21 protein-coding genes are annotated in these 26,170 nt (G+C 73.8%); 11 read left to right on the top strand and 10 right to left on the bottom strand.

The window, feature by feature from the left end; genetic code table 11:
- The first annotated feature begins 65 nt into the window (after positions 1 to 65).
- The 3 genes from ACZ7LE_RS25395 to ACZ7LE_RS25385 all read left to right on the top strand — a co-directional run bounded on the left by ACZ7LE_RS25395 (position 66) and on the right by ACZ7LE_RS25385 (position 2,172).
- Positions 66 to 659 carry a flavodoxin family protein gene (locus ACZ7LE_RS25395; protein ID WP_470405999.1) on the top strand — a complete coding sequence of 198 codons (594 nt, stop codon included), beginning with the start codon at positions 66 to 68 and terminating at the stop codon, positions 657 to 659.
- A 1-nt stretch (position 660) separates the two neighbouring features.
- Positions 661 to 1,596, top strand: a complete 936-nt coding sequence (locus tag ACZ7LE_RS25390; RefSeq protein WP_470405998.1) for a universal stress protein — start codon at positions 661 to 663, stop codon at positions 1,594 to 1,596.
- A gap of 78 nt (positions 1,597 to 1,674) precedes the next feature.
- The gene (locus ACZ7LE_RS25385; protein ID WP_470405997.1) at positions 1,675 to 2,172 is read left to right on the top strand and encodes a hypothetical protein; all 498 of its coding nucleotides are present in this window, start codon (positions 1,675 to 1,677) and stop codon (positions 2,170 to 2,172) included.
- A 54-nt stretch (positions 2,173 to 2,226) separates the two neighbouring features.
- Here ACZ7LE_RS25385 and ACZ7LE_RS25380 read toward each other — a convergent pair whose 3' ends face one another.
- From ACZ7LE_RS25380 to ACZ7LE_RS25370, 3 genes are all read right to left on the bottom strand, one after another.
- On the bottom strand, positions 2,227 to 4,953 hold the full coding sequence (locus ACZ7LE_RS25380; protein ID WP_470405996.1) for an exo-rhamnogalacturonan lyase family protein: 2,727 nt from the start codon (positions 4,951 to 4,953) through the stop codon (positions 2,227 to 2,229).
- Positions 4,954 to 5,068: 115 nt separating this feature from the next.
- Entirely contained in the window at positions 5,069 to 6,079 is a 1,011-nt protein-coding gene (locus tag ACZ7LE_RS25375; protein WP_470405995.1) for a hydroxyacid dehydrogenase, read from the bottom strand.
- On the bottom strand, positions 6,076 to 8,160 hold the full coding sequence (locus ACZ7LE_RS25370; protein ID WP_470405994.1) for a DUF2264 domain-containing protein: 2,085 nt from the start codon (positions 8,158 to 8,160) through the stop codon (positions 6,076 to 6,078). The genes ACZ7LE_RS25375 and ACZ7LE_RS25370 overlap by 4 nt, the downstream gene beginning before the upstream one ends.
- 117 nt (positions 8,161 to 8,277) lie before the next feature.
- Between ACZ7LE_RS25370 and ACZ7LE_RS25365 the strand changes: the two genes are divergently transcribed.
- The 4 genes from ACZ7LE_RS25365 to ACZ7LE_RS25350 all read left to right on the top strand — a co-directional run bounded on the left by ACZ7LE_RS25365 (position 8,278) and on the right by ACZ7LE_RS25350 (position 12,229).
- Positions 8,278 to 9,378 carry a LacI family DNA-binding transcriptional regulator gene (locus ACZ7LE_RS25365; protein ID WP_470405993.1) on the top strand — a complete coding sequence of 367 codons (1,101 nt, stop codon included), beginning with the start codon at positions 8,278 to 8,280 and terminating at the stop codon, positions 9,376 to 9,378.
- 101 nt (positions 9,379 to 9,479) lie between these two features.
- Positions 9,480 to 10,808, top strand: coding sequence for an ABC transporter substrate-binding protein (locus ACZ7LE_RS25360; RefSeq protein ID WP_470405992.1), 1,329 nt, complete (start codon positions 9,480 to 9,482; stop codon positions 10,806 to 10,808).
- Between the two features lie 74 nt (positions 10,809 to 10,882).
- On the top strand, positions 10,883 to 11,548 hold the full coding sequence (locus ACZ7LE_RS25355; protein ID WP_470405991.1) for a hypothetical protein: 666 nt from the start codon (positions 10,883 to 10,885) through the stop codon (positions 11,546 to 11,548).
- Positions 11,549 to 11,629: 81 nt separating this feature from the next.
- On the top strand, positions 11,630 to 12,229 hold the full coding sequence (locus ACZ7LE_RS25350; protein ID WP_470405990.1) for an NADPH-dependent FMN reductase: 600 nt from the start codon (positions 11,630 to 11,632) through the stop codon (positions 12,227 to 12,229).
- Positions 12,230 to 12,231: 2 nt separating this feature from the next.
- Here the strand turns inward: ACZ7LE_RS25350 and ACZ7LE_RS25345 are convergent, their stop codons facing one another.
- The 5 genes from ACZ7LE_RS25345 to ACZ7LE_RS25325 are packed head-to-tail and all read right to left on the bottom strand — an operon-like array spanning position 12,232 to position 17,356.
- Positions 12,232 to 13,236 (bottom strand): hydroxyacid dehydrogenase, encoded by a 1,005-nt coding sequence (locus ACZ7LE_RS25345; protein WP_470405989.1) that lies wholly within the window; start codon positions 13,234 to 13,236, stop codon positions 12,232 to 12,234.
- Positions 13,233 to 14,222 (bottom strand): acetylxylan esterase, encoded by a 990-nt coding sequence (locus tag ACZ7LE_RS25340; RefSeq protein WP_470405988.1) that lies wholly within the window; start codon positions 14,220 to 14,222, stop codon positions 13,233 to 13,235. Before ACZ7LE_RS25340 ends, ACZ7LE_RS25345 begins: the two co-directional genes overlap by 4 nt.
- Before the next feature lie 13 nt (positions 14,223 to 14,235).
- On the bottom strand, positions 14,236 to 15,060 hold the full coding sequence (locus ACZ7LE_RS25335) for a carbohydrate ABC transporter permease (RefSeq protein ID WP_470405987.1): 825 nt from the start codon (positions 15,058 to 15,060) through the stop codon (positions 14,236 to 14,238).
- Entirely contained in the window at positions 15,057 to 16,016 is a 960-nt protein-coding gene (locus ACZ7LE_RS25330; protein WP_470405986.1) for a carbohydrate ABC transporter permease, read from the bottom strand. The genes ACZ7LE_RS25335 and ACZ7LE_RS25330 overlap by 4 nt, the downstream gene beginning before the upstream one ends.
- Before the next feature lie 17 nt (positions 16,017 to 16,033).
- Positions 16,034 to 17,356, bottom strand: a complete 1,323-nt coding sequence (locus tag ACZ7LE_RS25325; protein WP_470405985.1) for an ABC transporter substrate-binding protein — start codon at positions 17,354 to 17,356, stop codon at positions 16,034 to 16,036.
- Between the two features lie 184 nt (positions 17,357 to 17,540).
- Between ACZ7LE_RS25325 and ACZ7LE_RS25320 the strand changes: the two genes are divergently transcribed.
- From ACZ7LE_RS25320 to ACZ7LE_RS25305, 4 genes are all read left to right on the top strand, one after another.
- Positions 17,541 to 18,593 carry a LacI family DNA-binding transcriptional regulator gene (locus ACZ7LE_RS25320; RefSeq protein WP_470405984.1) on the top strand — a complete coding sequence of 351 codons (1,053 nt, stop codon included), beginning with the start codon at positions 17,541 to 17,543 and terminating at the stop codon, positions 18,591 to 18,593.
- 155 nt (positions 18,594 to 18,748) lie between these two features.
- A complete protein-coding gene (locus ACZ7LE_RS25315) occupies positions 18,749 to 22,231 on the top strand; it encodes a CBM96 family carbohydrate-binding protein (protein ID WP_470405983.1) in 3,483 nt (1,160 codons plus the stop codon).
- Between the two features lie 125 nt (positions 22,232 to 22,356).
- The gene (locus tag ACZ7LE_RS25310) at positions 22,357 to 23,586 is read left to right on the top strand and encodes an aminotransferase class V-fold PLP-dependent enzyme (RefSeq protein WP_470405982.1); all 1,230 of its coding nucleotides are present in this window, start codon (positions 22,357 to 22,359) and stop codon (positions 23,584 to 23,586) included.
- 139 nt (positions 23,587 to 23,725) lie between these two features.
- Positions 23,726 to 24,994 carry a hemolysin family protein gene (locus ACZ7LE_RS25305; protein WP_470405981.1) on the top strand — a complete coding sequence of 423 codons (1,269 nt, stop codon included), beginning with the start codon at positions 23,726 to 23,728 and terminating at the stop codon, positions 24,992 to 24,994.
- 19 nt (positions 24,995 to 25,013) lie between these two features.
- Here the strand turns inward: ACZ7LE_RS25305 and rraA are convergent, their stop codons facing one another.
- Together rraA and ACZ7LE_RS25295 are read right to left on the bottom strand one after the other, a co-directional pair.
- Positions 25,014 to 25,478 carry a ribonuclease E activity regulator RraA gene (rraA, locus tag ACZ7LE_RS25300; RefSeq protein ID WP_470405980.1) on the bottom strand — a complete coding sequence of 155 codons (465 nt, stop codon included), beginning with the start codon at positions 25,476 to 25,478 and terminating at the stop codon, positions 25,014 to 25,016.
- Positions 25,479 to 25,545: 67 nt separating this feature from the next.
- Positions 25,546 to 26,142 carry a TetR/AcrR family transcriptional regulator gene (locus ACZ7LE_RS25295; RefSeq protein ID WP_470405979.1) on the bottom strand — a complete coding sequence of 199 codons (597 nt, stop codon included), beginning with the start codon at positions 26,140 to 26,142 and terminating at the stop codon, positions 25,546 to 25,548.
- Positions 26,143 to 26,170: the final 28 nt, after the last annotated feature.

Raw genomic sequence — 26,170 nt, 5'->3', positions numbered from 1 at the left:
ACGGCCCTGACGCCCGACCTGCCGGGGAACGAGCGTGGAGACAGAACCAGAGAGAGGTGACCACGATGCGCGCACTGGTGGTCTATGAGTCCATGTTCGGGAACACCGAGGCGGTCGCGCGGGCGATCGCGGACGGGATCGAGTCGTCGATGCACGCCGACGTCGTCGAGGTGAGCGGGGCACCCGCCATCGTGCCGGCCGACGTCACGATGCTGGTCGTGGGCGGACCCACCCACGCCTTCAGCATGTCGTGGCCCTCCACCCGGCGGGACGCGGCCGGGCGGGCCACGTCCGTCATCTCGCGCGACCGCGGCATCCGCGAGTGGCTCGGGGCGCTGCCGGGGGCGACGACACTGACGGCGGCCGCTGCGTTCGACACGCGGGCGACCTCGCGGCTGAGCGGCTCCGCCGCGCGAGCGGCGAGCCGCCGGCTGGACCGGCTGGGCTTTCCCCTCATCGCCTCGCCCGCGAGCTTCTGGGTCACCGACGTCACCGGACCGCTCGTGACCGGAGAGCTCGACCGCGCGCTCGAGTGGGGCAAGGCCCTGGGTGCCGAGGTCGCCGTGCGGCGGCCCACCCGGCCGTTCTCCCGGGCGGCGCGCCAGCACGCGTTCCAGCGGCCGCGCCCCCACCCGCAGGGCCGGCTGGGCGAGGCCTGACATGACCGCCGACCAGCGGCCGGCTCCCGTCGTCGTCGCCGTGGACGGGAGCGACCGCAGCGCGGGAGCCGTCCGGTACGCGATCAACGAGGCCCGGATCCGGCGCGGCGGGGTGCGGATGGTCCACGTGGTCCCGGCGCCGCTGCCCGAGAGCGGGCTCTGGCCGGCGGAGGCGGGCGACGTCGCGTACCTCGAGCGGTCGGGACGCGGGACCGTCACCCGGGAGGCGGAGACAGCGCGTGCCGCCGCCCCGGACCTGGACATCGAGCCGGTGCTCGCCCTCGGCCCGCGCGTCGCGCAGCTCGTCGCCGCGGCGGCCTCGGGCGGCCTGCTCGTGCTGGGCCGCGAGACGCGCCACGGGGCCGAGCGCCTGGTCGCGCGGGCGACGACCGCCGAGGTCACCGCACGGGCCGGGGTCCCCGTGGCGGTCGTGCCCGCACGGTGGCAGGACGGCAGGCACAACCGCATCGTCGTCGGGATCAAGACCTTCACCAGCGCGGGCGAGCTGCTGACCCGCGCGCTGTCCGTGGCGTCCTGCCGGCACGCCGCCGTGCGGGTGGTGCACGCCGTCGAGGTCCCGGACCTGGCCACCGACCTGGGCCTCGCGGACTCCTACGCCGGCGAGTCGGTCACGGCAGCCACCCGGCTGCTGGAGACCGTGGTGCACGACTGGGCCGTCGTCTACCCGGGGGTGGCCGTGGAGACGTCGGTCGTGCTGGGCCGCCCGGACGAGGTGCTCGTCGAGGCGGCGGCCGACGCCGACGTGCTGATGGTCGCGCGACACCACCGCGGGCTGGGGCGCACCGCCCGGCTCGGGCGGACGCCGCGGGCGATCCTCAACGTGTGCGACACCCCGGTCGAGGTGGTCCCGCTGCGCTGGAAGACCTCGGGCGTGCCGATCGTGCTGGAGAGCGACGGGGAGATCCTGAAGACCTGACGGCGTCCGGCGCGCTGGGTGCGGCCAAACCTGCGAAGGTGGGAGAGGCCCAGGACCCGGCGCGGAGGACGGTCAGCGATGGACGACTACCTGTGGGTGCTCAAGGACGACGAGCTCGCGCTGGTGCGCGAGCTCGAACCGAAGCGGCTCAAGGCACTCGACGAGGACGAGCTGCTCGACCTGCACCGGCGGGTGCGCCGGGCACGGAACAAGCACGTCAAGAACTACCGGCGCAAGGCGGCGCAGAACGTCAAGGAGCTCGGCGGCAGGGGCAAGGCAGGGCCCAAGGGCGGCAAGCCCCGCTGGCGGGCGGCCGCGTTCGAGGAGGCGCTCTCGATCGTCAGCGGGCGGCTGGCGCACGTCGCGCACGTGCAGGCCGAGGCCCTCAAGGAGGAGCGGCTGGCCCAGGCCCGTGCGGGCAGGTCGTCCGGCCCGAGGACGGCCGACCACCCGAAGCCGGACAAGGTCGGGCCCGGCCGGGCCCGGAGCCACCAGAAGACCACCGGCGGCAAGAAGCGCGACGCGTCGAGCCGGGCGCAGGGCGCGCGGCGTCAGGGCAAGCGCGACAGCAAGTGACCACGGACGAGGGCCGGCACCGCGGGTGCCGGCCCTCGCCCCTGGGTCAGGTCCTCACGACAGCTGGTCCCCGACCAGCGCCAGGCACTGGATGGCCGCCAGGCCGTACTGGGCGCTGGCGTTCGTCGAGAAGCGGCCCTCGTCCACCGCGTTGAGCACGCGCGGCGGTTCCACGCGGACCGTCTCGAAGGGGTGGTCGGCCGGGTATCCGGCGTGCCCGGTGCGGAACTCGGTCCAGGCCCGGCGCGCCAGGGTGGTGTCGTCCAGGCGCGACGCCGCGTAGGCGGTGGCCCGCGAGTAGGACTGCCGCAGGTTGAGGCTGCCCCACGACGCCCCGGTGGCCGCCACCTGCTCCGCGGCCGTGCCGTTGTACAGCCGGCAGAACTCGACCCACGCCGCCTCCACCTCCGGCTCGTCCACCAGGTCGATCAGCTCGGTCATCACCTCGATCAGCCCGAACACGCTGCTCAGGCTGCCGATCGACACCGACGGCTCGGCCGGGCCGGTGAACGTGCCGTCGGCCAGGGCGTAGCGCACCGACCCCTGCACCCAGTGGTTGGGCAGCGCCGCGATGGACCGCGCGCCGTTGAGCAGCTTGGTCCGCGCGATCGGGTCGCCGTTCCGCTCCCACTCGGTGAGCCACGCACCCGCCAGGGCGCCCCAGTCGGTGGTCTGCCCCACGCCCAGCGCCGAGGGGTCCGGGTCGAACGGGCCGCCGCCGTTGATCTTGCGGCCCGGGTCCAGCACCAGGAACGTCCGGTCGGAGTCCACGAGCTCGTGGAGGGTGTCGCCCACCCGCTCGTCGGCCGTCAGGAAGTAGTGGAACCGCCGGTAGTTCGCGTTGCTGATGCGCACCTGCTTGGCGCTGTCACCCCAGTGCATGACACCGTGCCGCGTGCCCAGCCCCTTCCACGTGCCCAGGTGGTACTGGTCCACCTCGCCCGTGTGCCGGGTCATCGCCTCGGCGAGCCGGAACGCCGTCGCGTCACCCGTGCGCAGGTAGTGGTACCAGAGCCACAGGTCCGTGGACAGCTCCGAGTTGTCCCACGCGTACCCGCCGACGTCGTAGCGCCACTGGTGCCGGTCGCCGTCGTACTCGTGCATCACGTCGCCGTGGTCCCAGAACCCGTACCAGGACCGCTGGTCCACCTGGTCCACGTAGTACGCGTGCATCCGGTCCAGGTTGTCCTCGATCGCCGCCCGCGCCGGGGTCGACCGGTCCGCCGGCGCCCACGAGCCGAACACCCCGGCCGAGTGCACGTGCCCCGGCCCGGCCACCAGCAGCGGCGGCGTGGCGTTCGCCGTGGCGAGCTCGGCGAAGCGCTCGGCGGTCGGGGTCGCGGCCAGCGCCCAGAACATCAGCTCGGTGGTGCGGGCCACGCCGTAGGGCGTGCCGAACTCGGGCTCGTAGTCCTCGTAGGTGATCTCCAGGGCGTCGAGCTGCTCGGGGTAGGTGTCCTGGCCCAGGCCGTCGTGGTAGAAGCGCAGGTCCATGGCCTCGGCCCGCGGCGACCACAGCCAGACCGTGGCCTCGGCCTCGTCGGTCGCGGCGCGCGTGACCTCCAGCTCGGTGGGGTGCAGCTGCCAGAAGTCGCGCATGCCGAAGGCCAGGCCGCCCGACGGCGTGCCGACGTACCCGAGCCCCGCGGCGCGGGTGCCGCCGTCGACCCGGATCCACGAGTGGCCCGGGCCGGTGCGCTTGCGGATCTCGAACCCGTGCGCCGTGAGCTGGGACAGGCTGTAGTCGCCCCACTGCGGGATCCAGTGCAGGCGGGAGGTGACGCGCTGGTCCCACGTGGCCGGGTCGGGCAGGGCGCGGCCCTCGACCTGGGCGGTGCGGACGGCGGCCCCGGGGTCCCGGCGCAGGCCGGTGACGCCGCGCACGGCCTCGGACAGCACGCCGCCGTCGGCCCCCGCGAACCGCACGTGGCGGTCGTACGCCTCGCCGCGCATCGGCACCGAGAACGTCACGCCGATGCCGGTGATGAAGTCGCGGTTCTCGTCGCCGTCGAACACGAAGGTGTGCACCACGCGGACGCCGTCCGACCCCGCGTACAGGTAGAACCGCAGCACGAACGGGAGCCAGGAACGGTGGCCCTTGCGGTGCTTTCCCTCGACCTTGACGACGGCGCGCACGGGCCCGGACTGCTCGACGGTCACGCGGTCCACGGCGCCGGTGAACGACTCGTGCCGCACGCTGCCGCCCCGGTCGGTGTCGGGAGCGTCCTGCCGCGAGACGACGAGCCGGCCGTTCCGGGCCACCTCCTGCCCGCCGCGGCGGATCGCGCGGACCACCTGGTTGCCGTTGCGGGCGAAGACCACCTGCACCGTGCCGGTGTCGACGGTGATCTCGCCCGGCGTCTCCCGGACCGTCACCCGGTCGGCGGGCGCGCTCGGCCGGCCGGCGGCCAGGCGGTACGACTCGGCCCGCGGCGCGTCCGCGCTGACGGCGTGCGCGGTCCACTTCACGCTGCCGTCCGGCCACCAGCCCGTGGGCCAGGTCTGGACCGGCACCGGCTCGCCGCTCGCCGTCGTGAGCGCGAGCTGCTGGTCGGGGGCGAACGCGCCCCGCGGCCAGGGCACGCCCCAGGTGGCGCCCGCAGCCAGGGCGGCGGGGGAGCCGCCCTCCAGCCAGTGCAGGTCGACCGGGTCGTGCCCGGCCGGGACCAGCGTGGGGACGCCCTGGGCCGCGTGCGCCGTGGCGAGGCGTGGCCCGAGGGCCACCCCCGCGCCCGCGGCCAGCGCCGAGGTCAGGACGGTACGCCGACTGATGTGAACCACGATGTTCAGCTCCTTCGCGCGAAGTGAGGTCGCCCGTCGTCGGGCGTCGGACATCCTGGGTCCGCGGCCCGTGGGCCGCGGACGAACGGACAAATGCGGTCAGTCGCTCAAGGGTTCAGGCCGTCGTGGCGAGCTGGTCGGGCAGCACCTCGTGCCGCAGGTCCTGGCCGGCGGCGAGCCGTTCCACCTCGGCGACGGCGGACGCGCCGAGCCGCCGCAGCTCGTTGCCCAGCGAGCCCGCCACGTGCGGGGTGAGCAGCGCGCCGGGCGCCTCGAACAGGGGATGGTCGCGGGGCAGCGGCTCCGGGTCGGTCACGTCGAGGACGGCGCGGAGCCGGCCCGCCACGACCTCGCGCGTCAGCGCCTCGGTGTCCACGAGCTGCCCGCGCGCGGTGTTGACCAGCGTCGTCGCGTCGCGCATCCGGGCCAGCTCCCGCGCGCCGAGCATCCGGTAGGTCTCCGGGAGGGCGGGCGCGTGCACCGTCACGACGTCGGACCGGGTCAGCAGCTCGTCCAGGCGCACCGCCGTGCTGCCCAGGGCGCGCGCGGCCGCGGCGTCCACCCACGGGTCGTGCAGCAGCGCGTCCACGTCGAACGGCGCCAGCAGACCCAGCACCTGGCGCCCGATCCGGGAGGCGCCGATCACGCCGACCGTCAGCCCGTTGTTCCCCAGCGGCGCCGGCGGTGACCAGCCCCGCAGCGTGCGGTCCCGGCCGTAGGCCGCGGCCGACTCCAGCACTCGCTTGCCCGCCAGCAGCACCATCGCGAGCGTGTACTCCGCGACCGGCCGCGCGTTCGCCTCGGCCGCCGTCGAGACGCGGATGCCGCGCTCCCAGAGTGCGGGCGTGACGAACGACTTGACCGTGCCCGCCGTGTGCACCACGGCCCGCAGCCGCGGCGCGCGCCGCAGGAACGCCTGGTCCAGGTACGGCGCGCCCCAGCCGGTGACGAGGATGTCGGCGGTGGCCAGGTCGGTGTGGGTCGGGTCGTCCTCGGTCGCCCCCGGCGTCAGCACCCCGTCGGCGACGTCGGCTGCCGCCCGCAGGCGGGCGAGCGCGGCGTCGTCGAACAGGTCGGGCAGCAGGGCGGGGTCGCGGAGCGCGAACAGCACGCGGGGTCGGGTCACGCTGCGTCTCCGTCCGTCGCGTGGTCCACCGGTCCGGTGGGGACGACGTCGACCACGCCGTCCCGCCAGCGCACCTCGATCACGCCGCGGCCGGGCACCGGCACCACGGCCTCGACGGCGTCCAGGTCGGCCGCCGAGTCTCCGGTCAGCACCACGAGCGCGGCGACCACGTCGCCGGGCCCCGCCGGGACGCCGCCGCTCAGCGACGGGACCGCCGAGGCCGGCCCGAACGGGTCGGCGCCCGTCCGCCGCTGCACGCCCGCCCGGGGCAGGCCGCGCAGCCCCCGCAGGGCCGACGTGGTGCCGTCGGCCCGGGTGACTCGCACGGTGCCGCCCGCGCTGTCAGCGCTGTCTACGCCGTCGGCGGCGTCCGCGGCCAGCTCCTGCTCGGACCCCGCGGCGAGCGCCCACCCGCCCAGCCAGAACGTCCACGGCCCGGGGTCGGCGGGCCAGGCGACGTCGGCGTCCAGGTCCGCGCCCGGCGGCGGAGCAACCGGCCCGGCGGCGGCCGCCCCGGAAGCGGCCAACGGCGTCCACCACGCCAGGCGCACCTCCAGCGGGCCGCGCACCACGCTCGCGACGGTGACCACCGGCCCGCGGCGCGCCGCCGCCCAGCCCGCGTGGTCGCCGTCCGGGCCGGCGCCCGGCACGTCCAGCCAGTGCACCCGCGACCGGGAGACGGCGACCCGGTCGCCCAGGTGCACGCGCTCGATGCCGTCGCGGTGCGACGGTCGGCCCGCGCCGTCGAGCAGCGCCACGTGCGAGTCGGACGGTGCGGCGACGTCCGCGGGCCCGAGCTGCGGCGAGACGACGTTCGCGTAGCCGACCCGCCGGTAGAACGGGTCGTCGGCATGCGCCTGCGCGGAGGGCTCCAGCAGCCGGTCCGAGCCGTGGTTGAGCACCCGCACGATCCCGTCCGACGGCGTCCCCGCCACCAGCCACCCCGGCTCGCGCAGCGGCACCACGTGCTCCTGACGCCACGGCTCGGGCATGTCGTCCGGCGCCGTCCACACCGGATGGTCCGGCGGCAGGAGCAGGCCCGCGAAACCCTTGCTCGCCCAGTACGGCGACGCCCCGCCGGAGTAGAGCTGCCGCAGCCGGTCGAACCGGCCGTGCCACCCGATCGGCAGCAGGCCGCGCTCGTCCACCGCGCCGTGCGCGAAGAAGTGCTCCGCCACCGCCGACGTCAGCGCGCCCGTCGCACCCGGCGACAGCGGCGTCGCGCCCGCCAGCGCCCCCGCCCAGAACGGGGCCAGCACCGCGAACCGGTAGGTGACCGACCGGCCCTGGAGCACCGGCGCCCCGTTCGGCCCGACCAGGTGCTGCGCCTGCTCCAGGTAGGACCGCAGCCGCTCGGCGTGCCGCCCGGCCAACGGCCGGCCTTCGATCCGGGCGTGCAGCACCGGGTACAGGTGCCACGCCCATCCGGCGTACCAGTCGAACGTCTGGAGCCGCCCGTCGCGGCCCCGCCCGTCCGAGTACCAGCCGTCGCCCACGTACAGGCCCTCGGCCAGCTCCTCGTTGCGGTCCAGGTCGGCCTGGTCCCACGGCCCGCCCACGGACGCCAGGAACGCCTCGATCACGTTCTGGAACCAGACCCAGTTGTTGCGGTACCCGCTGGTGCCGACCACCCCGGCGAGCCACGCGAGCACGCGCTCGCGGACGTCGTGGTCCAGCCGGTCCCACAGCCAAGGCCGTGTCTCGGCCAGCCCCACCGCGACCGACGCCGCCTCCACGACGGCCTGCCGGCGCTCGTCGATGCGCGGCCAGCGCTCCGGGCTCGCGGGGTCGGTGCCGTTCCGCAGCCCCTCGGCGTACCGCTGCAGCAGGCCGTCGGGGTCGTCGCCGTCCTGCCCGCGCACCCGGAAGGCCGCCAGGAGGAACGTCCGGGCGAAGCCCTCCAGCCCGTCGCTCCAGGCACCGGAGGCACTGACCGGGCCGGGCAGCGGCAGCAGGGCACGGCCGGGGGAGGCATACGGCTCGGTGGCTCGCAGCAGGTCGTCGGCGGTCGCCAGCCAGCGGTCGCGGCTCCAGCGCGGGGTGGTCTCGGGCGCGGGTTCGGGCAGGGGTGCGGTCGTCACGCGCGCATCGTCGCCGCCGCGCGGCCCGGAACTGTCCGACCGGACAATTCCGGTCATCGGCTGGCTACAGTGTCCTCCGGCGTCGACGGGGACGCCGCCGCGCACGAGGAGAGAGACATGCACCTGCCGAGGAGCCGGCACGAGTACCTGCTGCGCGAGGTCGAGCTGCGGGGGAGCGTGCGCTCGGCCGAGGTCGCGGCCCGGCTGGGCGTCTCCGAGGTGACCATCCGCCGCGACATCCGCGAGCTGGAGCAGGCGGGCAAGCTCGGGCGCGTGCACGGCGGGGCCATCGCGCTGCGCTCCGACCGGGGCCCGCAGGCCGCGCAGGCCCTGGTGGGCGTGGTGGTGCCGAGCGCCGTGGCGCACTTCCTGGACACCGTGCGCGGCATGGAGGCGCTGGCGCCGTCGCTGCGCGTGCGGCTCGTGCTCGGCGTCTCGCACTACCGGTCCGAGCTCGAGGTGCAGCAGGTCGAGCGGCTCCTCGCGCTGGGTGCGACGGGGCTGGTGCTGGCCCCCACCACGCGGGACCGCAGCCCGGAGGACCTCGCGGCGTGGCTCGGCTCCATCCCCGTGCCGCTGGTGCTCGTCGAGCGCCGCATCGACGCGCTGACGAGCCTCAGCGAGCTCGACGTGGCCCGCACCGACCACGCGCACGGCGCCGTGCTCGCCGTCGAGCACCTGGCCCGGCTGGGGCACCGCCGGGTGGGGCTCGGCGTCTACGACCGGACCCCCACCGCGCCCCGCGTGCGGGAGGGCCACGCCATGGCCGTGGCCCGGCTGGGCCTCGAACCGGGTCCGGACGTCGCGCTGTCCAAGGGCGACGAGGACCCGGCGCGGCTGCGGCGTGAGCTCGCCGACCTGCTGGACCGGTGCCTCGCCACGGGCACCCGCGCCGTGCTCGTGCACACCGACGACCACGCCGCACGCCTCGTGGAGACCGCGCTCGACCGGGGCCTGCGCGTGCCCGACGATCTCGCCGTGGTGGCCTACGACGACGAGAACGCCGAGCTCGCCGCCGTTCCCCTGACCACCGTGACCACACCGCGCCGCGAGCTCGGGCGCGAGGCGCTCCAGCTCCTGGTCGACCGGATCGCCCACGCCAGGGGCGAGCGCGACGCGGACGGACGCCACGGCGACGAGCACCGGCCGCCGCGGCACATCGAGCTGCTGCCCTGGCTCACCGTGCGCGCCTCCTGCGGGGCGGTGCCCCGGCCGTGACCGCTTTTGTCCGTTCGCGCGGCGGGCTGCGCGCGGGCCTGCACGCTGTGCGCGGGTCAGGGCGTATCCGTCCTGCGACGAACACGAGCAAGGAGGCTCACATGTATCTGCACGCGAGGAGCGACCGCGGCATCGCCCGCGGTCGCGGCCGCCGGAGGATGTTCCGCGCCGGGGTGGCCGTGGCGGCCGTGCTGGCCGTGGCCGCGTGCTCGTCCGGCGGCTCGGGCTCGGGCGGCTCGGGCGAGGACGTGTCGCTGACGTTCTCCTGGTGGGGCGACGCCAGCCGCGCCGAGCGGTACGAGCAGGCGCTGGAGATCTTCGAGGAGGACAACCCGGGGATCACCGTCCAGACCAACTACGCGGGCTTCGCCGACTACTGGACCGCCCGCAACACCGAGGCCGCGAGCCGCACCCTGCCCGACGTGCTCCAGATGGACCTCGCCTACCTCACCGAGTACACCGAGTTCGGGCACGTGATCCCGCTCGACGAGTACTTCGGCGACACGATCGACGTCGACACCATCGCCGAGCCACTGCTGGCCTCGGGGCAGATGGACGGCCAGACCTACGGCCTGGCCAGCAGCGCCAGCACGCTCGGCACCTTCGTCAACACCGACCTGCTCGACGAGCTCGGCGTCGACGTGCCCGAGAAGGGTCTGACCTGGGACGAGTACGACGCCCTGCTGGCCGAGATCTCCGCCGCCGGGGCCGAGCGCGACCCCGCCGTCCACGGCTCCGTCGACTACACCCAGTTCTTCTGGCTGTTCCAGATCTGGCTGCAGCAGAACGGCAGGTCGCTGTTCGACGGCGACCAGCTCGGCTTCACGCAGGACGACCTGGCCACCTGGTGGGGCAAGAGCGCCGCGATCCACGAGCAGGACGGGTTCCTGCCGACCAAGCGCCAGGAGCAGCTCTCCGGCGCGGACGCGATCGGCGTCGGCGAGACCGCCGCCGAGATCAGCTGGGACAACTTCCTGGTCCGGTTCAGCGAGGGGCAGGCGGAGCCGAACCTGACGCTGCTGCCCGTGCCGGCCGACGACTTCGAGAACAACAGCGGCATGTTCCTCAAGCCCGGCCTGCAGCTCTCGGTCGCGGCCAACAGCGAGCACCCCGACGAGGCCGCGAAGCTGGTCGACTTCCTGGTCAACGACCCCCGTGTCGGCGAGATCTTCGGCATGTCCCGCGGCGTGCCCGCGTCGAGCGCCACGCTGGAGGGCGTCGAGCTCGACGAGCTCGACCAGCAGATCCTCGACTACGAGGGCGCGCTCGAACCCCACCTCGTGGGCTCGGCGCCGCCGCCCGTGGCCGGCCTCAGCAACCTGGAGGCCAGCTTCACGACCATCGCCCTGGAGGTCGCCTATGGCACGCTGACCCCGGACGAGGCGGCCGACCGGTGGTTCGCCGAGGCGGAGACCTCGCTCGCCGGGTAGGCCCGACGACGCCCGCGGGGCCGCGCCGGTCAGCTTCGGTGCGGCCCCGCGGGCGCGTTGTTACGGTGTCGGACATGTTCTCGGACTGGAGTCGCCGGCGTGCTGACCAGCGGGTACGGCCAGGAGACGGCAGCCCGCTCCAGCGGTTCAGGTGGTGGCAGCCGCTCTCGCGCTCGCTGTACCACCTGGAGCTGACCACCGCGGACGGCCGCCCCGAGACCTGGTCCGTGGACATCCGGCACGGCGGCGACGACAACGGCACGGTCCGCGCGAAGCTCTACCTCGACGGCCGGCTGCACGCCGTCTCGAAGCTCCCGGCCCGCTTCCCGGTCACCGGCGGGGTCATCGAGGTGGTCACCAGCGGCTTCGGCCTCCGCCGCTGCCACTACGTGTCCGACGACGGCACCGAGCGCCAGCTCGCCCCGGACACCGCCTCGGCCGAGGGCCGCCGCGCCTGGCTGGAGCACGCGCACCCGGTCGCGGGCCGGTCCGTCGGGCTGGTCAGCATCGTCGTCCTGGTGATCGGGCTGGTGCTCGGAGTCCCGCAGATCATCGAGGAGATCTCCCAGTTCCCGCCGGTCGCCGAGCGGATCGGCAGCACCTTCACGTCGCCGGTCCAGCTGCCCGGGTGGCTGAACCTCTCGATCCTGGTGGCCACCCTGCTGGCCAGCACCGAGCGCACCCTGCGCCTGCGCTACAACTGGCTGCTCGACGGCGGCCTGTTCGACGGCGACGGCTGAGCGCCGCCCCTGGACGCCGCCGCCGGACTCGCCGGTCCGGCCTTCTGAGCGCACAGTGGAGAGGAGCGCACGGGAGGCGTCATGACCTACGAGATCGGCTACCTGGTGGGCAGCCTGGCCAAGGGATCCATCAACCGCACGCTGTCGAAGGCGCTGATCGCCTCGGCGCCGGACGACCTCACGTTCACCGAGGTCCCCATCGGCAACCTGCCGCTGTACAGCTGGGACTTCGACGCCGACTTCCCGGCGGAGGGGCGGGCGTTCAAGGCCGCGATCGAGGCCTCGGACGGGCTGCTGTTCGTCTCGCCGGAGTACAACCGCTCGATCCCGGGCGCGCTGAAGAACGCCATCGACTGGGGCTCGCGGCCCTGGGGCCAGAACTCCTTCGCCCGCAAGCCGACCGGCATCATCGGCGCCTCGCCGGGCGGGATCGGCACGGCCGTGATGCAGTCGTCGATGCGCAGCGTGCTGAGCTTCCTCGACGCGCCGCAGCTCAACGCGCCCGAGGCGTACATCACCTTCGACGCCGCCGACTTCGGCCCGGACGGCACCGTGGTCAACGAGACCACGGCGACGTTCCTGCGGCACTACATGTCGGAGTACTGCGGGTTCGTCCAGCGGGTGCTGGCCGCCAACGCGCCGGGGCACATCGGCGACGAGGACCCGGCCTCGACCAAGTAGCGCTACGCGGACCGGTCGAGCATGGCGGGCTCGATACGGTGGCGCAGCTCCGCGCCGCCCAGGTACCGCTCCAGCTCGGCGACCACGAGCGCGCCCAGGCTCTCACGGTCGGCCCCGGTCGCGCCCGCGATGTGCGGGGACAGCTCGACGTTCGGCAGCCCCCACAGGGCGGAGCCGGGCCGGATCGGTTCGTGCCGGGTGACGTCGAGCAGCGCCGTCAGGTCGGTGCGGTGCGTGAGCACGTCGATGAGGGCGTCCTCGTCGACCACCGCGCCACGGGCCGTGTTGACCAGCACCGCGCCGTGGGGGAGCGAGCGCAGCAGGGCCTCGGTGACCAGCCCCCGGGTCGAGGGCAGCAGCGGCGCGTGCACGCTGACCACCCGCGACTCCCGGAACAGCCGCTCCAGCCCGGCGGGCTCGGCGCCGAGGGCGCGCACCCGGCCGTCGTCGACCCCCGGGTCGTGGACCAGCACCCGCACCGGGTGTGCACGCAGCCGTTCGGCCACGCGCCGGCCGATCTCGCCGAGCGCGACCAGGCCCACCGTGCTGTCGCTGCTGCCGTGGGCGAGGCTGCTGGTGGTGGCCAGGCCCTGGGTCCGGTACTCGCGCTGTGCGTGCCAGAACCCGCGCCCCGCCAGCAGGATCTGGGCCACCGCGAACTCGGCCACGGCCTCGGCGTTCGCCGCGGCGGCGTTGACCACCGCGATACCCCGCTCGAAGACGGCGTCGTGCACGAAGCCCTTGACCGTCCCGGCGGCGTGGAACACCGCGCGCAGCCGGGGCGCGCGCCCGAGCGCGGCGGCGTCGAGCACCGGGGCGCCCCAGCCGGTCAGCAGGATCTCGGTCTCGGCGGCCGCGAGCGGGTCCCCGCGGAACTCGTCGGCGGTGAGGAACGGGCGCCGCAGGTCGGCGACGGCGTCGATCCGGGCCACCAGCGCCGGCGTGTAGACGGCGTCCCGCGCGGCCTCCTCCATGACGAGGGTCGCGCGCGGGCGGTGCCCGGTCATGCCGCGCCCTCCTGACCGGTCCCGAACACCTTGTCGAGGAACGCGAGCTGCCGGCGCGTGTGGTGCGACTGCCCGCCCTCGTGCCCGTTGAACGGGTACACCTCGATCGACTTCTCGGTCCCCGCGTAGGCGTTGAAGGCCGCGTACACGGTCGACGGCGGGCAGACGACGTCGCCGAGCGCCACCGAGAACAACGCCGGGGCGTGCGCCCGGCGCGCGAAGTTCACGCCGTCGAAGTAGTCGAGCGTGCGGAACACGTCCTCCTCGGCCCCGCGCCGCATCTGCAGGTAGCGCACCAGCTCGCTGTACGGCGCGGCGTCGGTGATCCGGACCGCCCGGCGCACGTGGCTGAGGAACGGCACGTCGACCGTCGCGCCGAGGAGCCCGGGGACGAGCCCCGCGGCGGCCAGCGCGATCGCCCCGCCCTGGCTCCCGCCGGAGACGAGCACCCGGTCGGGGTCGACGGCGGGGTGGGCGCGGACGGCGTCGACGGCGAGCGCGGCGTCGGTGAACAGGCGCCGGTAGTAGTACTCGCGCGGGTCGTCGATGCCGGCCGTCACGCGTCCGGCGATCTGGGCGGCTCCGCCGGACGGGTCGGCCGTCCAGCCCGGCGCGGCCCCGGTGCCCTGCCCGCGGCTGTCCATGACGAACAGGGCGTACCCGGCGCTCGGCAGCAGCGTCCACTGCTCGGCGAAACCGCGCCCGGAGTTGTAGCCCATGTACTGCACCACGCAGCCGCGCGGCGCCTCGTGCCGCGGCGTGAGCAGCCAGGCCCGCACGGGCTGGCCCGCGAAGCCGGGGAAGGTCACGTCCTCGACCCGGACGTCGCGCAGCAGGGTGTCCGCGGGCTCGAACCGGGCGGGACCGGGCGCGGCCGCCCGCGACCGGGTGAGCGTCTCGGCCCAGAAGGCGTCGAAGTCCGCGGGCTGGGGCACGTCGGGGTGGTAGGTCTCGAGCTGTTCGGTGGGCATGTCGAACTGGGCCATGGTTTCCAATCGGTCACTTGACGGCGCCGGCGGTGAAGCCGTTGTAGACGTAGCGCTGCATGAACAGGAAGAGGATCAGGATCGGGACGATCGTCAGGAGCACCCCGGCGCTGATCACCTCCCACTGGGCGCCGTACTGGCCCTTGAAGGCGAACAGGGTGGTCGAGATGGGCCGCTGGCTGGTGTCGCTGAGGTACAGGAACGGCAGGTAGAACTCGTTGTACATCGCGATGCCGCGGATGATCACGACGGTCGCGATGGCCGGCTTGAGGTTGGGCAGCACGATGCGGAAGAAGATGCGCACCTGGCCGGCGCCGTCGATCCGCGCCGCCTCGTCGAGCGAGGTGGGCAGTGCCCGCATGAACTGCAGGAAGATGTAGATCGAGATGATCCCGGTGCCGGTGTACAGCGCGATCAGCGCCCACTGGGTGTTGTAGATGCCCAGGTTCTTGATGAGCTGGAACGTGGCCACCTGGGTGGTCACCTCCGGCACCAGGGCGGCCAGCAGGAACAGCCCCAGCACCAGCCGGCGTCCGGCGAACCGGAACCGGTCGATCGCGTAGGCGGCGAACGCCGAGCTGAGCACGGCGCCCACGAGCGACACCCCGAGGATGACCACGGTGTTGACGAACGCGAGCGCCATGCCGCCGTCGACGAAGGCGACCACGAAGTTGTCGAGGTTGAGCCAGTTCCGCGGCGGGTCCAGGGGGCTCGTGGAGACGTACTCCTGGTAGTCCTTGAACGCACCGAACAGGACGAGGAGCAGCGGCACCAGGGCGAACAGCGCCGCGACCACGAGCGAGGCGTACTTGAGCGTGGCCGTCACGGTCGTTCTCATGAGATCTCCACCTCGCGGTCGGGGACCACCCTGCGCTGGATCCAGGTCAGGATCAGCACGATGACGAGCATGATCACGGCCATCGCCGAGGCGAGGCCGACCATGTTGCGCTCGAAGGCGGTCCAGATGGTGCGGATGACGAACGTCTCGGACCCGTTGCCGCCCGCGGTCATCACGTACGGCACCTCGAACATCGCCAGGGCGCCGGAGATCGCCAGCACGAACTGGAGGCCCACGATGGGCCGGATGGACGGCAGGATGATGTGCCGCACCTCCTGCCAGCGGTTGGCGCCGTCGAGCTGCGCGGCCTCCAGCGTCTGGGGCGGGATCGACTGGATCGCCCCGAGGAACATGACGAAGTTGAGGCCCAGGTACCGCCAGACGGCGACGCTCGCCAGCGTGATGTTCACGAGCGCGGGGTCCCCGGTCCACTGCCGGATGAACGACTCGAGGCCGAGCAGGGTGAGCAGGCTGTCCAGGCCGCCGTCGGGCTTGAGGAAGTTGAGGAAGATCATCCCGATCGCCACGCCGTTGATCAGGTACGGGAAGAACAGGATGCCCTTCCACATGTTCTTCAGCCGGGTGCGGAACGACAGGATGACGGCGAAGTACAGGGCGAGCGCCATCTGTACCAGCGAGGCGGCGAAGTAGTAGAGGGAGACCAGGAAGACCTGGAGGTTGTCGGGCTCGGTCAGCGTGGTGACGTAGTTGTCCAGCCCGACGAACTGCCGGTCCTTGTCGAGCCCGTCCCAGTCCGTGACGGAGTAGGCGAACATGTTGACGACCGGCCAGTACGTGAAGACCAGCAGGAGGACGACGGGGACCAGCAGGAACGCGTACGGCGTCGCCCGCCTGCGCCAGTCCGTCCGCCGGGGGCCGCGCGATCCGGTTCGCGCGGCCCCCGGCCGGGACCGGCCCGTGTCCGTCGCCTGCTCGGGGGTCACAGTGGTGCTCATGGGTGTCCGCGATCGCGTCAGCCGACGCTCGCGACGCCCTTCGCCCAGGCCTCGTTGAGCTCGGCGAACGCCTGCTCCTTGGTCTTCGACCCGGTGCGGGCCGCGTCGATGAGCTCCTGCCGGTAGCGCCCGTCGGTCGTGATGATGCCCGAGGTGGTGCTGACCTCGTCGAAGCGGGACTCCTCGCCGGCCGGCGGCAGCGCCGGCTCGAAGATCTGCACGTCCGCGAGGAAGTCGGCGAGGATCTCCGGCTCGGGACCGTCCTTGCGCGGGGACAGGCCGCCCATGTCGGCCGAGTACGACGACTCGTCCGCGAGGAAGTCGAGCCAGGCGCGCGCCGTCACCTTGTTCTCGGAGTGCACGTTGATGCCGAGCGAGATGTCCGGCCCGGTGGTGGTCCAGAACTCGCCGTCGTGCTGGATCGGGAACGGCATGTAGCCGAGCACCGACGGGTCCAGGCCCGCCTTCTCGATGTCGCCGCCGGCCCGCGTGATCGCCCACGACGCCACGGGCATGGTGGCGATCTCGCCGGAGCCGATCTTGATCTTCGTCTCGTCGTACGTCGCCGTGGTGGGGTCGGCCTCGATCAGGTCGTCCGCCGCGAGGTCGTACAGCAGGCCGTCGATGATCTCGTAGTCGTTGCCCGAGCCCCACGGGTCGTCCTGGGTGCTCATGTCGTGGGCGATGTCCGGGTTCAGCGACACCAGGCCGCGGTAACCCTCCCACTGGCTGAGCATCCAGCCGTCCTTGTAGTTGGTCACCAGCGGCGTGACATCCGGTGCCTCCTCCTTGATGGTCCGCAGGTCCGCGAGGAACTCGTCGGTCGTGGTGGGCCAGTCGTCGATCCCGGCGTCGGCCCAGACCTGCTTGTTGTAGAGGAAGCCCCAGGCGTTGCCGAGATCGGGGATGGCGTAGGTGGTGCCCTCGTAGGTCTTGGTCAGCCAGCGGTACTCCTGCGACAGCTCGTCGTAGTCGCCGAGCGGCTCGAAGAAGTCGGGGAGCTGGTCGGGGGAGACGCCCTGGACGTTCAGCACGTCCCCGTAGTCCTCGGTGGACATGCGGGTCTTGATCTCGGCGCCGTAGTCGGTCAGCCGCTCGATCCGCACCTCGTCGACCTCGGGGTACTTCTCCTGGAACGCCTGGACGTACGGCTCGAAGCGCGCGGGGTCGAGATGCGTGAGGTGGGTGATGGTGCCGTGCGGCACGTCGGCGTTCTCCTCCGTCTCCGCGCCGCCGGTCTGGCCCGCACACGCGGCCAGCAGGGTCGTGGCGACCGCCAGCGCGGCGACGGGGGCCGTCCGGCGGCGGAGGGGGGCCGCGGAAGTTCGTGGTGAGGACACAACCTTCTCCTTTGATGGTCGTCCGACGCCGGGAGCACGCCGGTGCGAACGGAAGTTATAGCGGTTTACCTTTGAGTGTCAACAGCCCGCTGCGAACCCGCACGTGCGGGGCTCGTGACATGGAGATCCAGCCGAATCGCCGGAGGTAGACCGTTTGCAGCGGGCGTGGGCTACGATCGGGAACGTGACCACCGACCAGCCGGAGTCGACGACGTCCGTGGCCCGCGCCAGCATCCGCGACGTCGCGGAGCGGGCCGGGGTGTCCGTCTCGACCGTCTCGCGCATCCTCAACGGCAACTATCCGCCCGCGCCCAAGACCCGCGGCAAGGTGATGCGCGCCGTCCAGGAGCTGAACTACTCGCCCAACCCGCACGCGCGCGCCCTGACCGGCACCGAGAGCAACACCGTCGGGATCGTGGTGCGGCAGCTCGACGACGGGTTCCTGCTGGCCCTGGTGCAAGCCATCGCCACGGCCGTCGAGGACGCCGGCATGCTGTGCCTCATCGGGACCACCGGCAACGAGCCGGGCAAGGAGATCGAGGTGCTGCGCCAGATGCACGGCCAGCACGTGCGCGGCGTCATCGTGGTCGGTGCGGTGGAGGAGACTGAGGCGTACCGCACGGCGATGACCGGCTACATCGCCTCGCTGGACCGGTCCCGCACGCGCCTCGTGCTCTGCGCCCGCCCGCCCGTGGAGGGGGCGGAGTCGCACGCCGTGGTGCAGTACGACAACACCGGCGGGGCCTACGCGGCCACGAGCCACCTCGTCTCCCGCGGCCACCGCCGGATCCTCCTGCTCGGCGGCCCGCCGGCCAGCACCATCAGCAAGGAGCGGCGCACGGGCTACCGCAAGGCGCTGGCCGACCTCGGGGTGCCGCTCGACCCTGCGCTCGAGGTGGGTCCCGCGTGGGACCGCGCCACCGGCCGCGCGGTGCTGAGCCGGCTCGACCGGTCATCCTTCACCGCCGTGCTCGCGCACACCGACCAGGTCGCCGCGGGCGCCATGCAGTACCTGCGCGAGCAGGGGCTGCGCCTGCCGCGGGACATGTCGTTCGTCGGTTTCGACGACTCGCCCGTGGCCGCCGACCTCGACCTCACCTCGGTCCGCATCCCGTCGGCGGAGCTCGGCCGCACGGCCGTGCGGATGCTGCTCGCGCCGGACGCGCGGGAGGGCCGGGAGATGTTCGCGACGCACGTCGTCGTGCGCGGGAGCGTCGTGGCGCCGCGCGGCGCCTGAGGCTCCTCGGATCTCCTGACGGCCCGGGCTCCGGACGAGCCCGGGTTCTTGACGGCCAGGAGTGCAAGCGTTTTACTTCTTGCGCACCGCGTGGTGCTCCACACAGCCGAATTGCAGCATGAACGTCCACCCCCTCAACGTCGAAGGGCAACCTCGTGCACCTCTCCAGACCCCGTCGTACCAGGGCTCAGCTCGGGACCGGCGCGCTCGCCGTGGCCGCGCTCGTCCTGGGCCTGCTCGCTGCACCAGCCTCTGCAACCGTTGTACCCGGCGCGGGGGCCTCCGTCCCGGCCGCCGCCGAGACCGTCGCCGCGGCCCCGGCCATCGAGCCGCCGTCGAGCGTGGTCGCCCTGCTCCGCGACGGCCACCCGCGCCTGCTGGCCGACGAGACAGACTTCGACGCCGCCCGCCTGCGCGTCGAGCAGGACGAGCGCGTCGCCGGCTGGTTCGCCGCGATCCGTGCCACCGGCGACGCGATCCTGCCGACCTCGCCCGTCGCGCGCCCCGGCGGCTCGAACATCCTCAGCGCCGTGCGCGAGGTCAAGCGCCGCGTCCTCACGCTCGGCTTCCTGTGGCAGCTCACCGGCGAGGACAAGTACGCCGAGCGGGGGATCGAGGAGCTGCTCTCCGCCAGCGGCTACACCGACTGGAGCCCCGCGCACTTCCTCGACGTCGGCGAGATGACGGGCGCCGTCGCCGTCGGCTACGACTGGATGTACGACGCGATGGACGCGGCGCAGCGCGCGACGGTGCGCACCGCGATCGAGGACAAGGCGCTCGAGGTCGCGCTGCCGTACTACGACACGACCGGGTCGAACTTCTTCGTGGGGCAGACCCACAACTGGAACCTCATCACCAACAACGTCGCCCTGGGCGCGCTCGCCATCGGCGACGAGTCGCCGCAGCTCGCGGACGCCGTGCTGACCCGCAGCATCACATCGATCCAGTACGGCATCTCCGAGTACGCGCCGGACGGCGCCTACGCCGAGAGCCCCGCCTACTGGCAGTACGGCACGGACTACCTGGTGAGCTACCTCGCCGCGATGACGACGGCGACCGGCACGGACTTCGGCCTCTCGGGGCTGCCCGGCCTGTCCGGCACCGGCGACTTCGGCATCCACGTCACCGGCCCCGCCGGGCACACGTTCAACTACGGCGACGGCGGCACGGACATGTACGGCGGCGTCACCGGCGGCTGGCACTCGCCGTTCATGATGTGGCTCGCCGGCCGCTACGACGCCGGACACCTCGCCGCCTGGCAGGCCGAGCGCGCCGACCGGTCGCCGAGCCCGCTCGACATCCTCTGGTACGACCCCGCGACGGCGGGCGCCGCACCGCACCCGGAGGCCACGGACGCGACGTTCGGCAACACCGAGATCGCCACGGCCCGCAGCGCCTGGGACGACCCCTACGCCGTCTACGTCGCCACCAAGGGGCTGCGCGCCGGGTACGACCAGGTCAACGCGCACATGAACCTCGACGCCGGCGACCTCGTGGTCGAGGCGAACGGCATGCGCTGGTTCGAGGAGCTCGGCGCCGACACGTACCAGGACCAGTACTTCACCTGGAAGACCGACTCCGGCGGGCGCTGGGGCTACTTCGCCACCCGCGCCGAGGGGCAGAACACCATGGTGCTCGGCGACGGGCCCGTGCCGTCGGCGGCCCTCACCGCGGGGGCGCCCGTGACCCGGACGGGGTCGACCGCCCGCCGCTGGTACGCGGTGACCGACCTGACCGGCCTCTACGGCGGGCGGGTCGAGCGCGCCGAGCGCGGCGTCCTGCTGTTCGACGACCGCCGGCAGGTGCTGGTCCAGGACGAGGTCGAGTCCGCCGAGCCGATCGACTACCGGCAGTTCCTGCTCACCCGCGCCCAGGTCACGGTGGCCGACGGCGGTCGCAGCGCCCTGCTCGAACGCGGCGGCCAGCGCCTGTGGCTCCAGCTCCTGACCCCCGACGGCACGATCACCGCGGGCCGCGCCGCGCCCCTGCCCTGGGTGCAGGACCCGGGCGGCCAGAAGGCCATGACCGGCGTGACGAGCCTGATGATCTCGGTCCCCGACGTGACCGACACGTCCGTCGCGGTGCGCATGGTCCCGCTGGACTCCGGCCAGCAGCCGCCGTCCGACACGACGGCCGTGGGCCCGATCGCCGGCTGGGACGCCGGGGGAGCGGACGCCGAGTGGCTGACCGGCCTGAAGGTGGACGGCGCCGCGCTGCCCGGGTTCGACACCGGCCGGTTCCGCTACGACGTCACCACCGGCGCCGCGGCCACCCGGCCGCCCGCCGTCACCGCGACGGCCGCCCCCGGCGTGCAGGCCAAGGTCGAGCGGTCCGGCACGCTGCCCGGCGTCGTGCGCGTCACCACCAGGCGAGGGACCGTGGCCGGCCCCACCTACGTGATCCACGCGCACCAGCCGGGCGTGCTCGGCCGGTCCCTCCCGGTCGCGTCCGTCCGGGCCAGCGCCGACGACGGCAACGCGGCGTCGTCCGTCGTGGACGGCAGCCTCGGCACCCGGTGGAGCGCGGAGGGCGACGGCCAGCACGTCACGCTCGACCTCGGCGCCGCCCGGACCGTGGGCGCGGTCTCCGTCGCCTACTACAACGGGCACACCCGCACCTCGACCTTCGACGTGCTGACCTCCACCGACGGCGCGGCCTGGCAGACCGCGCTGACGGGCGAGACGACCAGCGGCACCACCGACGACCTGGAGGTGCACGGCTTCGCCGCCCGCACGGCGCGCTACGTGCGGCTCGTGGGGCACGGCAACTCGGCGAGCGCCTTCAACAGCATCACCGAGATCCGCGCCTACGCCTCGGGCGCCACCGCCCGGGCCGACCAGCCGGTACCGCAGGACCGGCTGAGCGGGCTGGAGCTCGCACCGGCTCCCGTCCCGGCGCTGTCGGTGGGGGAGGACCGGGCGTTGAGCCTGGCCGGGACCAGCACCGGCGGCGGCGCCGTCGACCTGGCGGGCGCCGAGGTGCTGTGGTTCTCCGCGAACCCGGGCGTGGCGTCGGTCGCCGCGGACGGCACCGTCACGGGCGTCTCCGGCGGCTCGGTGACGGTCGGCGCCGTCGTCCGCTCCGGCGTGGGCTGGAGCACCGTCCGCACCACGGTGACCGTGCAGGACCCGGGGCACATCGAACCCACCGCGGACGCCGTGGTGCGCAACGCCGCGCCGGACGGGGTGTTCGGCACAGGTAACCTGGAGGTCCGCAACAACCCGGACAACGCGAGCGGGTTCGAGCGCGTCTCGTACCTCACGTTCCCGCTGGACGCCGTGGGCGACCGGGCCGCGACCGCCGCGACGCTGCACGTGTACGGCCGGCTGAGCAGCGCGGGGGCGGCCACCGCCGTGGGCGTGCACCAGGTCGCGAACCCGACCTGGACCGAGGCCGCGCTGACGTGGAGCACCATGCCGGAGCGCGCGCCGAGCCTCGGCACGGTCACGGTCCAGGACGCCACCCCGCGCTGGTACGAGATCGACGTGACGGACGCCGTCCGCGCCGCGCAGGACGACGGCACGCCCGCCGGCTTCGCGCTGACGGGCGCGGTGGCGAACTACGGTCCGCTCGTGCTCGTGACGTCGCGCGAGGGGGACGCCGCGCAGCGGCCGTACCTGGACGTCGAGGTGTCCTGACCCGCCGTCGGACGGCCGGACCCACGCGGGCGTGGGTCCGGCCGTGTCCGTCCGCCGGGCAGCCGCTCTGGTGCTGCCGGGTCCGGCCTGCCATGGTTGTCCGGCACAACCCGAGAGAGGCGTCGATGGACCAGACACGCACAGCACCTGCCCCGGCGCCCGTCCGGCTCGCGTCCGGCATCCCGGCCCGCGAGGCATGGCCGCTGGACCCCGCCGTGGTGCACCTCAACCACGGCTCGTTCGGCGCGGTACCCACCGACGTGCTGCGCCACCAGGACGAGCTGCGCCGCCAGGCGGACCTGAGCCCCGTCGGCTGGTTCCCGCGGGTCGCGGAGCTCGTCGCCGCGGCCCGCCACGAGGTCGCCCCGTTCGTCGGCGCGCGGGCCGAGGACACCGCGTTCGTGCCCAACGCCTCGGCCGCGGCGACCGTCGTGCTCAACTCGCTGCGGCTCGCACCCGGCGACGAGATCCTCGTGACCGACCACGGGTACGGGGCCATCACGATGGGCGCGCTGCGGCTCGCCCGCCGCTTCGGCGCCCGGGTACGGACGGTCGCGATCCCGCTCGCGGCGAGCGCGGACGACGTCGTCGACCGGTTCCGGGCCGCGCTCACCGACGCGGTGCGCCTCGTCGTCGTCGACCAGATCACGTCGCCCACCGCCCGCCTGCTCCCGACCGCCCGCATCACCGAGCTGGCCCACGAGCGCGGCGCCCGCGTGCTGGTCGACGGCGCGCACGCCCCGGGCCTCGTGCCCGACGCCGCGGCCGCCGCCGGCGGCGACTGGTGGTTCGGCAACCTGCACAAGTGGCCCTGCGCGCCCCGCGGCTCGGCGCTGCTCGTCACCGAGGCCGCCGACCGGGACGACCTGTGGCCGCTCATCGACTCGTGGGGCGCCGAGGAGCGCTACCCCGCGCGGTTCGACTCGCAGGGCACCCTCGACGCGACCGGCTACCTCGCCTCCGGCCGTGCGATCGAGTTCGTCGAGCGCGAGCACGGCTGGGCGCGGGCGCGCGATACGATGACGGCGCTCGCGGACCACGGCGCCGCCGTCATCGGCGCCGCCCTGCAGCCGCACGTCGACGCCCCGGTGGCCACCGACGTGGGCATGCCCGTGGCCTCCATGCGCCTGCTCCGGCTGCCCGCCGGGCTGGGCCGGGACCGTACGGACGCCGACGAGCTGCGCCTGCGCCTGCTCGACCTGGCCGGCGTCGAGTCGGCCTTCACGAGCATCTGGGGTGTGGGCTACCTGCGTCTGTCCGTGCACCTGTACACGGAACAGCGCGACTTCGACGCGTTCGTCGAGCGCGCCGTGCCCCGGATCCTGGCGTTCGCCGCGGAGCGCCGCGCCGCCTGACGCGTGCCTGCGCGTCGGCCCCGGGCCCGGGTCGTGCCGGTTTGACACACGAGGTCACGGACCATCTACTCGACGCCATGGACGACGCTCACAGTCTCTGCGCCCGCCGCCCGCGCCGCACCGGGGCGGTGGGCGGCTGATGGACCAGGACACGTGGGTCAACGTCGCGCTGGTCCTGGTGTTCATCCTGGTCGGCGGCGTCTTCGCCGGCACGGAGCTCGCCCTGGTCTCGCTGCGGGAGAGCCAGATCAGCCGGCTGGAGGCCCGGGGCGGGCGGGGCGCCCGGGTCGCGGCGGTGGCCCGGGACCCCAACCGGTTCCTCGCCGCGGTGCAGATCGGCGTGACCGTGGCGGGGTTCTTCTCCGCCGCCTACGGCGCCTCGACGCTCGCGCCGGACTTCGTGCCCGTGCTGGAGGGCCTCGGGCTGCCGGCCGACGTCGCCGCGACCGTCTCGCTCATCGCCCTGACGCTCGTGATCGCGTACCTCTCGCTGGTGCTGGGCGAGCTGGTCCCCAAGCGGTTCGCGCTGCAGCGCTCCCAGGGGGTCGCCCTGGTGGTCGGGCCGCCGCTCGACGTGTTCGCGAACCTGATGCGCCCGGTCGTCTGGCTGCTGTCGGTCTCCACCAACGCGGTGGTGCGCCTGCTCGGCGGCGACCCGCGGGCCACGTCCGAGGGCATGACCGAGGAGGAGCTGCGCGACGTCGTCGTGGCGCACGAGGGCCTGCCCGCGGAGGAGCGCCGCATCCTGAGCGACGTGTTCGACGCCGCCGAGCGGTCGGTCGGCGAGGTGATGCGCCCGCGCGGCGAGGTCACGTTCGTCGACGGCGACCTGACGGTGTCCGAGGTCCTGGAGATCGTCCGGGCCAGCCCGTACTCGCGCTACCCGGTCACGGGCAGGGACTTCGACGACGTGACCGGCCTGCTGCACGTGCGGGACCTGTTCGGGGCGCCGGGGACCACCCCGGTGCGCGAGCTGACGCGCAGCATGCTCTACCTGCCGGCCACCGCGCACCTCATCCCGGCGCTGTCGCAGATGCGGCGGGAGCGCCGCCACCTGGCGGTGGTGGTCGACGAGTACGGCGGCACGTTCGGGATCGTCACGCTCGAGGACCTCGTGGAGGAGATGGTCGGCGACATCCAGGACGAGTACGACGCGCTGGAGGGCGCACCGCAGCAGGCCGAGGGCACGTCCGTCGTCGACGCCGGGGTCACGATCGAGGAGTTCGCCGACCGGACCGGCGTGGAGCTGGCCGACGGGCCCTACGAGACCGTCGCGGGGTACGTCGTCAGCCGGCTGGGCCGGATCGCCGAGGTGGGCGACCAGGTCCACGTCGCGGACGTCGACCTGGTCGTCACCGCGGTCCAGGGGCGGCGCCTGACCCGGCTGGAGGTGGTGCGGCGGGGCTGAGGCTCCGCGCCGGGGCGCGTCAGCGCTCGACGAGGATCCCGTCCTCGTCGCTCCAGAGCCGGGCGCCCGGCCGGAACGTGACGCCGCCGAAGGCGACCTCGACGTCCGCCTCGCCCGCGCCGGTCTTGGTGCTCTTGCGCGGGTTGGTGCCCAGGGCCTTGATCCCGATCGGGATCTCGGCCAGTGCCACGCGGTCGCGGACCGCGCCGTGGATGACGACGCCCGCCCAGCCGTTGTCGGCGGCGATCTGGGCGATCATGTCGCCCATCAGCGCGCGCTCCAGCGACCCGCCGCCGTCGACGACCAGCACGGCGCCGTCGCCCGGTGTCGAGACGATCGACTTCAGCAGCGCGTTGTCCTCGAAGCACCGCACGGTGCGGACGTGCCCCTCGAACCGGGCGACGCCGCCGTGGAGCTGGAACTGGACCGGTACGGACTGGACCGTCTCGCCGAGTTCGTCGTAGAGGTCGGCCGTTGCGGGCATGGGCATCCTTTCGTCGCCGGGAGCTCGTCGCCTGGAGCGTAACGCCCCGTCCCTTGCGTCCGTGCGGTCAGCCCTCGAACCCCGCGCTCGCCCGGTCCACGGCCGCGCGGATGGCGGCGTCCCGGTCCTCGGGCCGCTCGACGGCGACCGCCGCCGCCGTCGCGCCGCCCATGCAGGCGCCGAGGTGCGCCGACATCAGCGGCCACCCCGCGCGGTCCGGGAACCGGGCGCGCAGGGCGCCGACCAGGTCGGTCTGCGCCCGCTGGAGGCGCACCAGGAGCGACGCCGGCAGGCCGTGCGAGGTGGTGACGAGCTCGGCCCGCAGGTCCGCGAGCTCGTCGGTGCCGGCGCCCGGGTCCTCGAAGAGGTCGACGAACGCCGTCATCACCGCCCGGACGCCCTGCGCCGCGTCCGCGTCGGCGGGGAGGTCGTCCAGCGCCAGGACCGCCCGCCGGACGTGGCCCTCCAGGTAGTGGAAGAGCACGTCCTCCTTCGAGGGGAAGTGGAGGAAGAACGTGCGCCGTGCGACCCCGGCGCCGGCCGCGATGTCCTCGATCGACGTCCCGGCGATGCCCCGGTCGAGGAACAGCGTCGTTGCCGCGGCGACGATCGCGCGCCGCGTCTGAGCCCGCTTGCGCTCCCGGATCCCGGTCTCCTTGCTCATGCGCCCAGCGTAGCGCGAGATGGATGCA

Source organism: Promicromonospora sp. NPDC110617, assembly GCF_055598465.1.
This window is presented reverse-complemented; position numbering and strand designations above follow the sequence as displayed.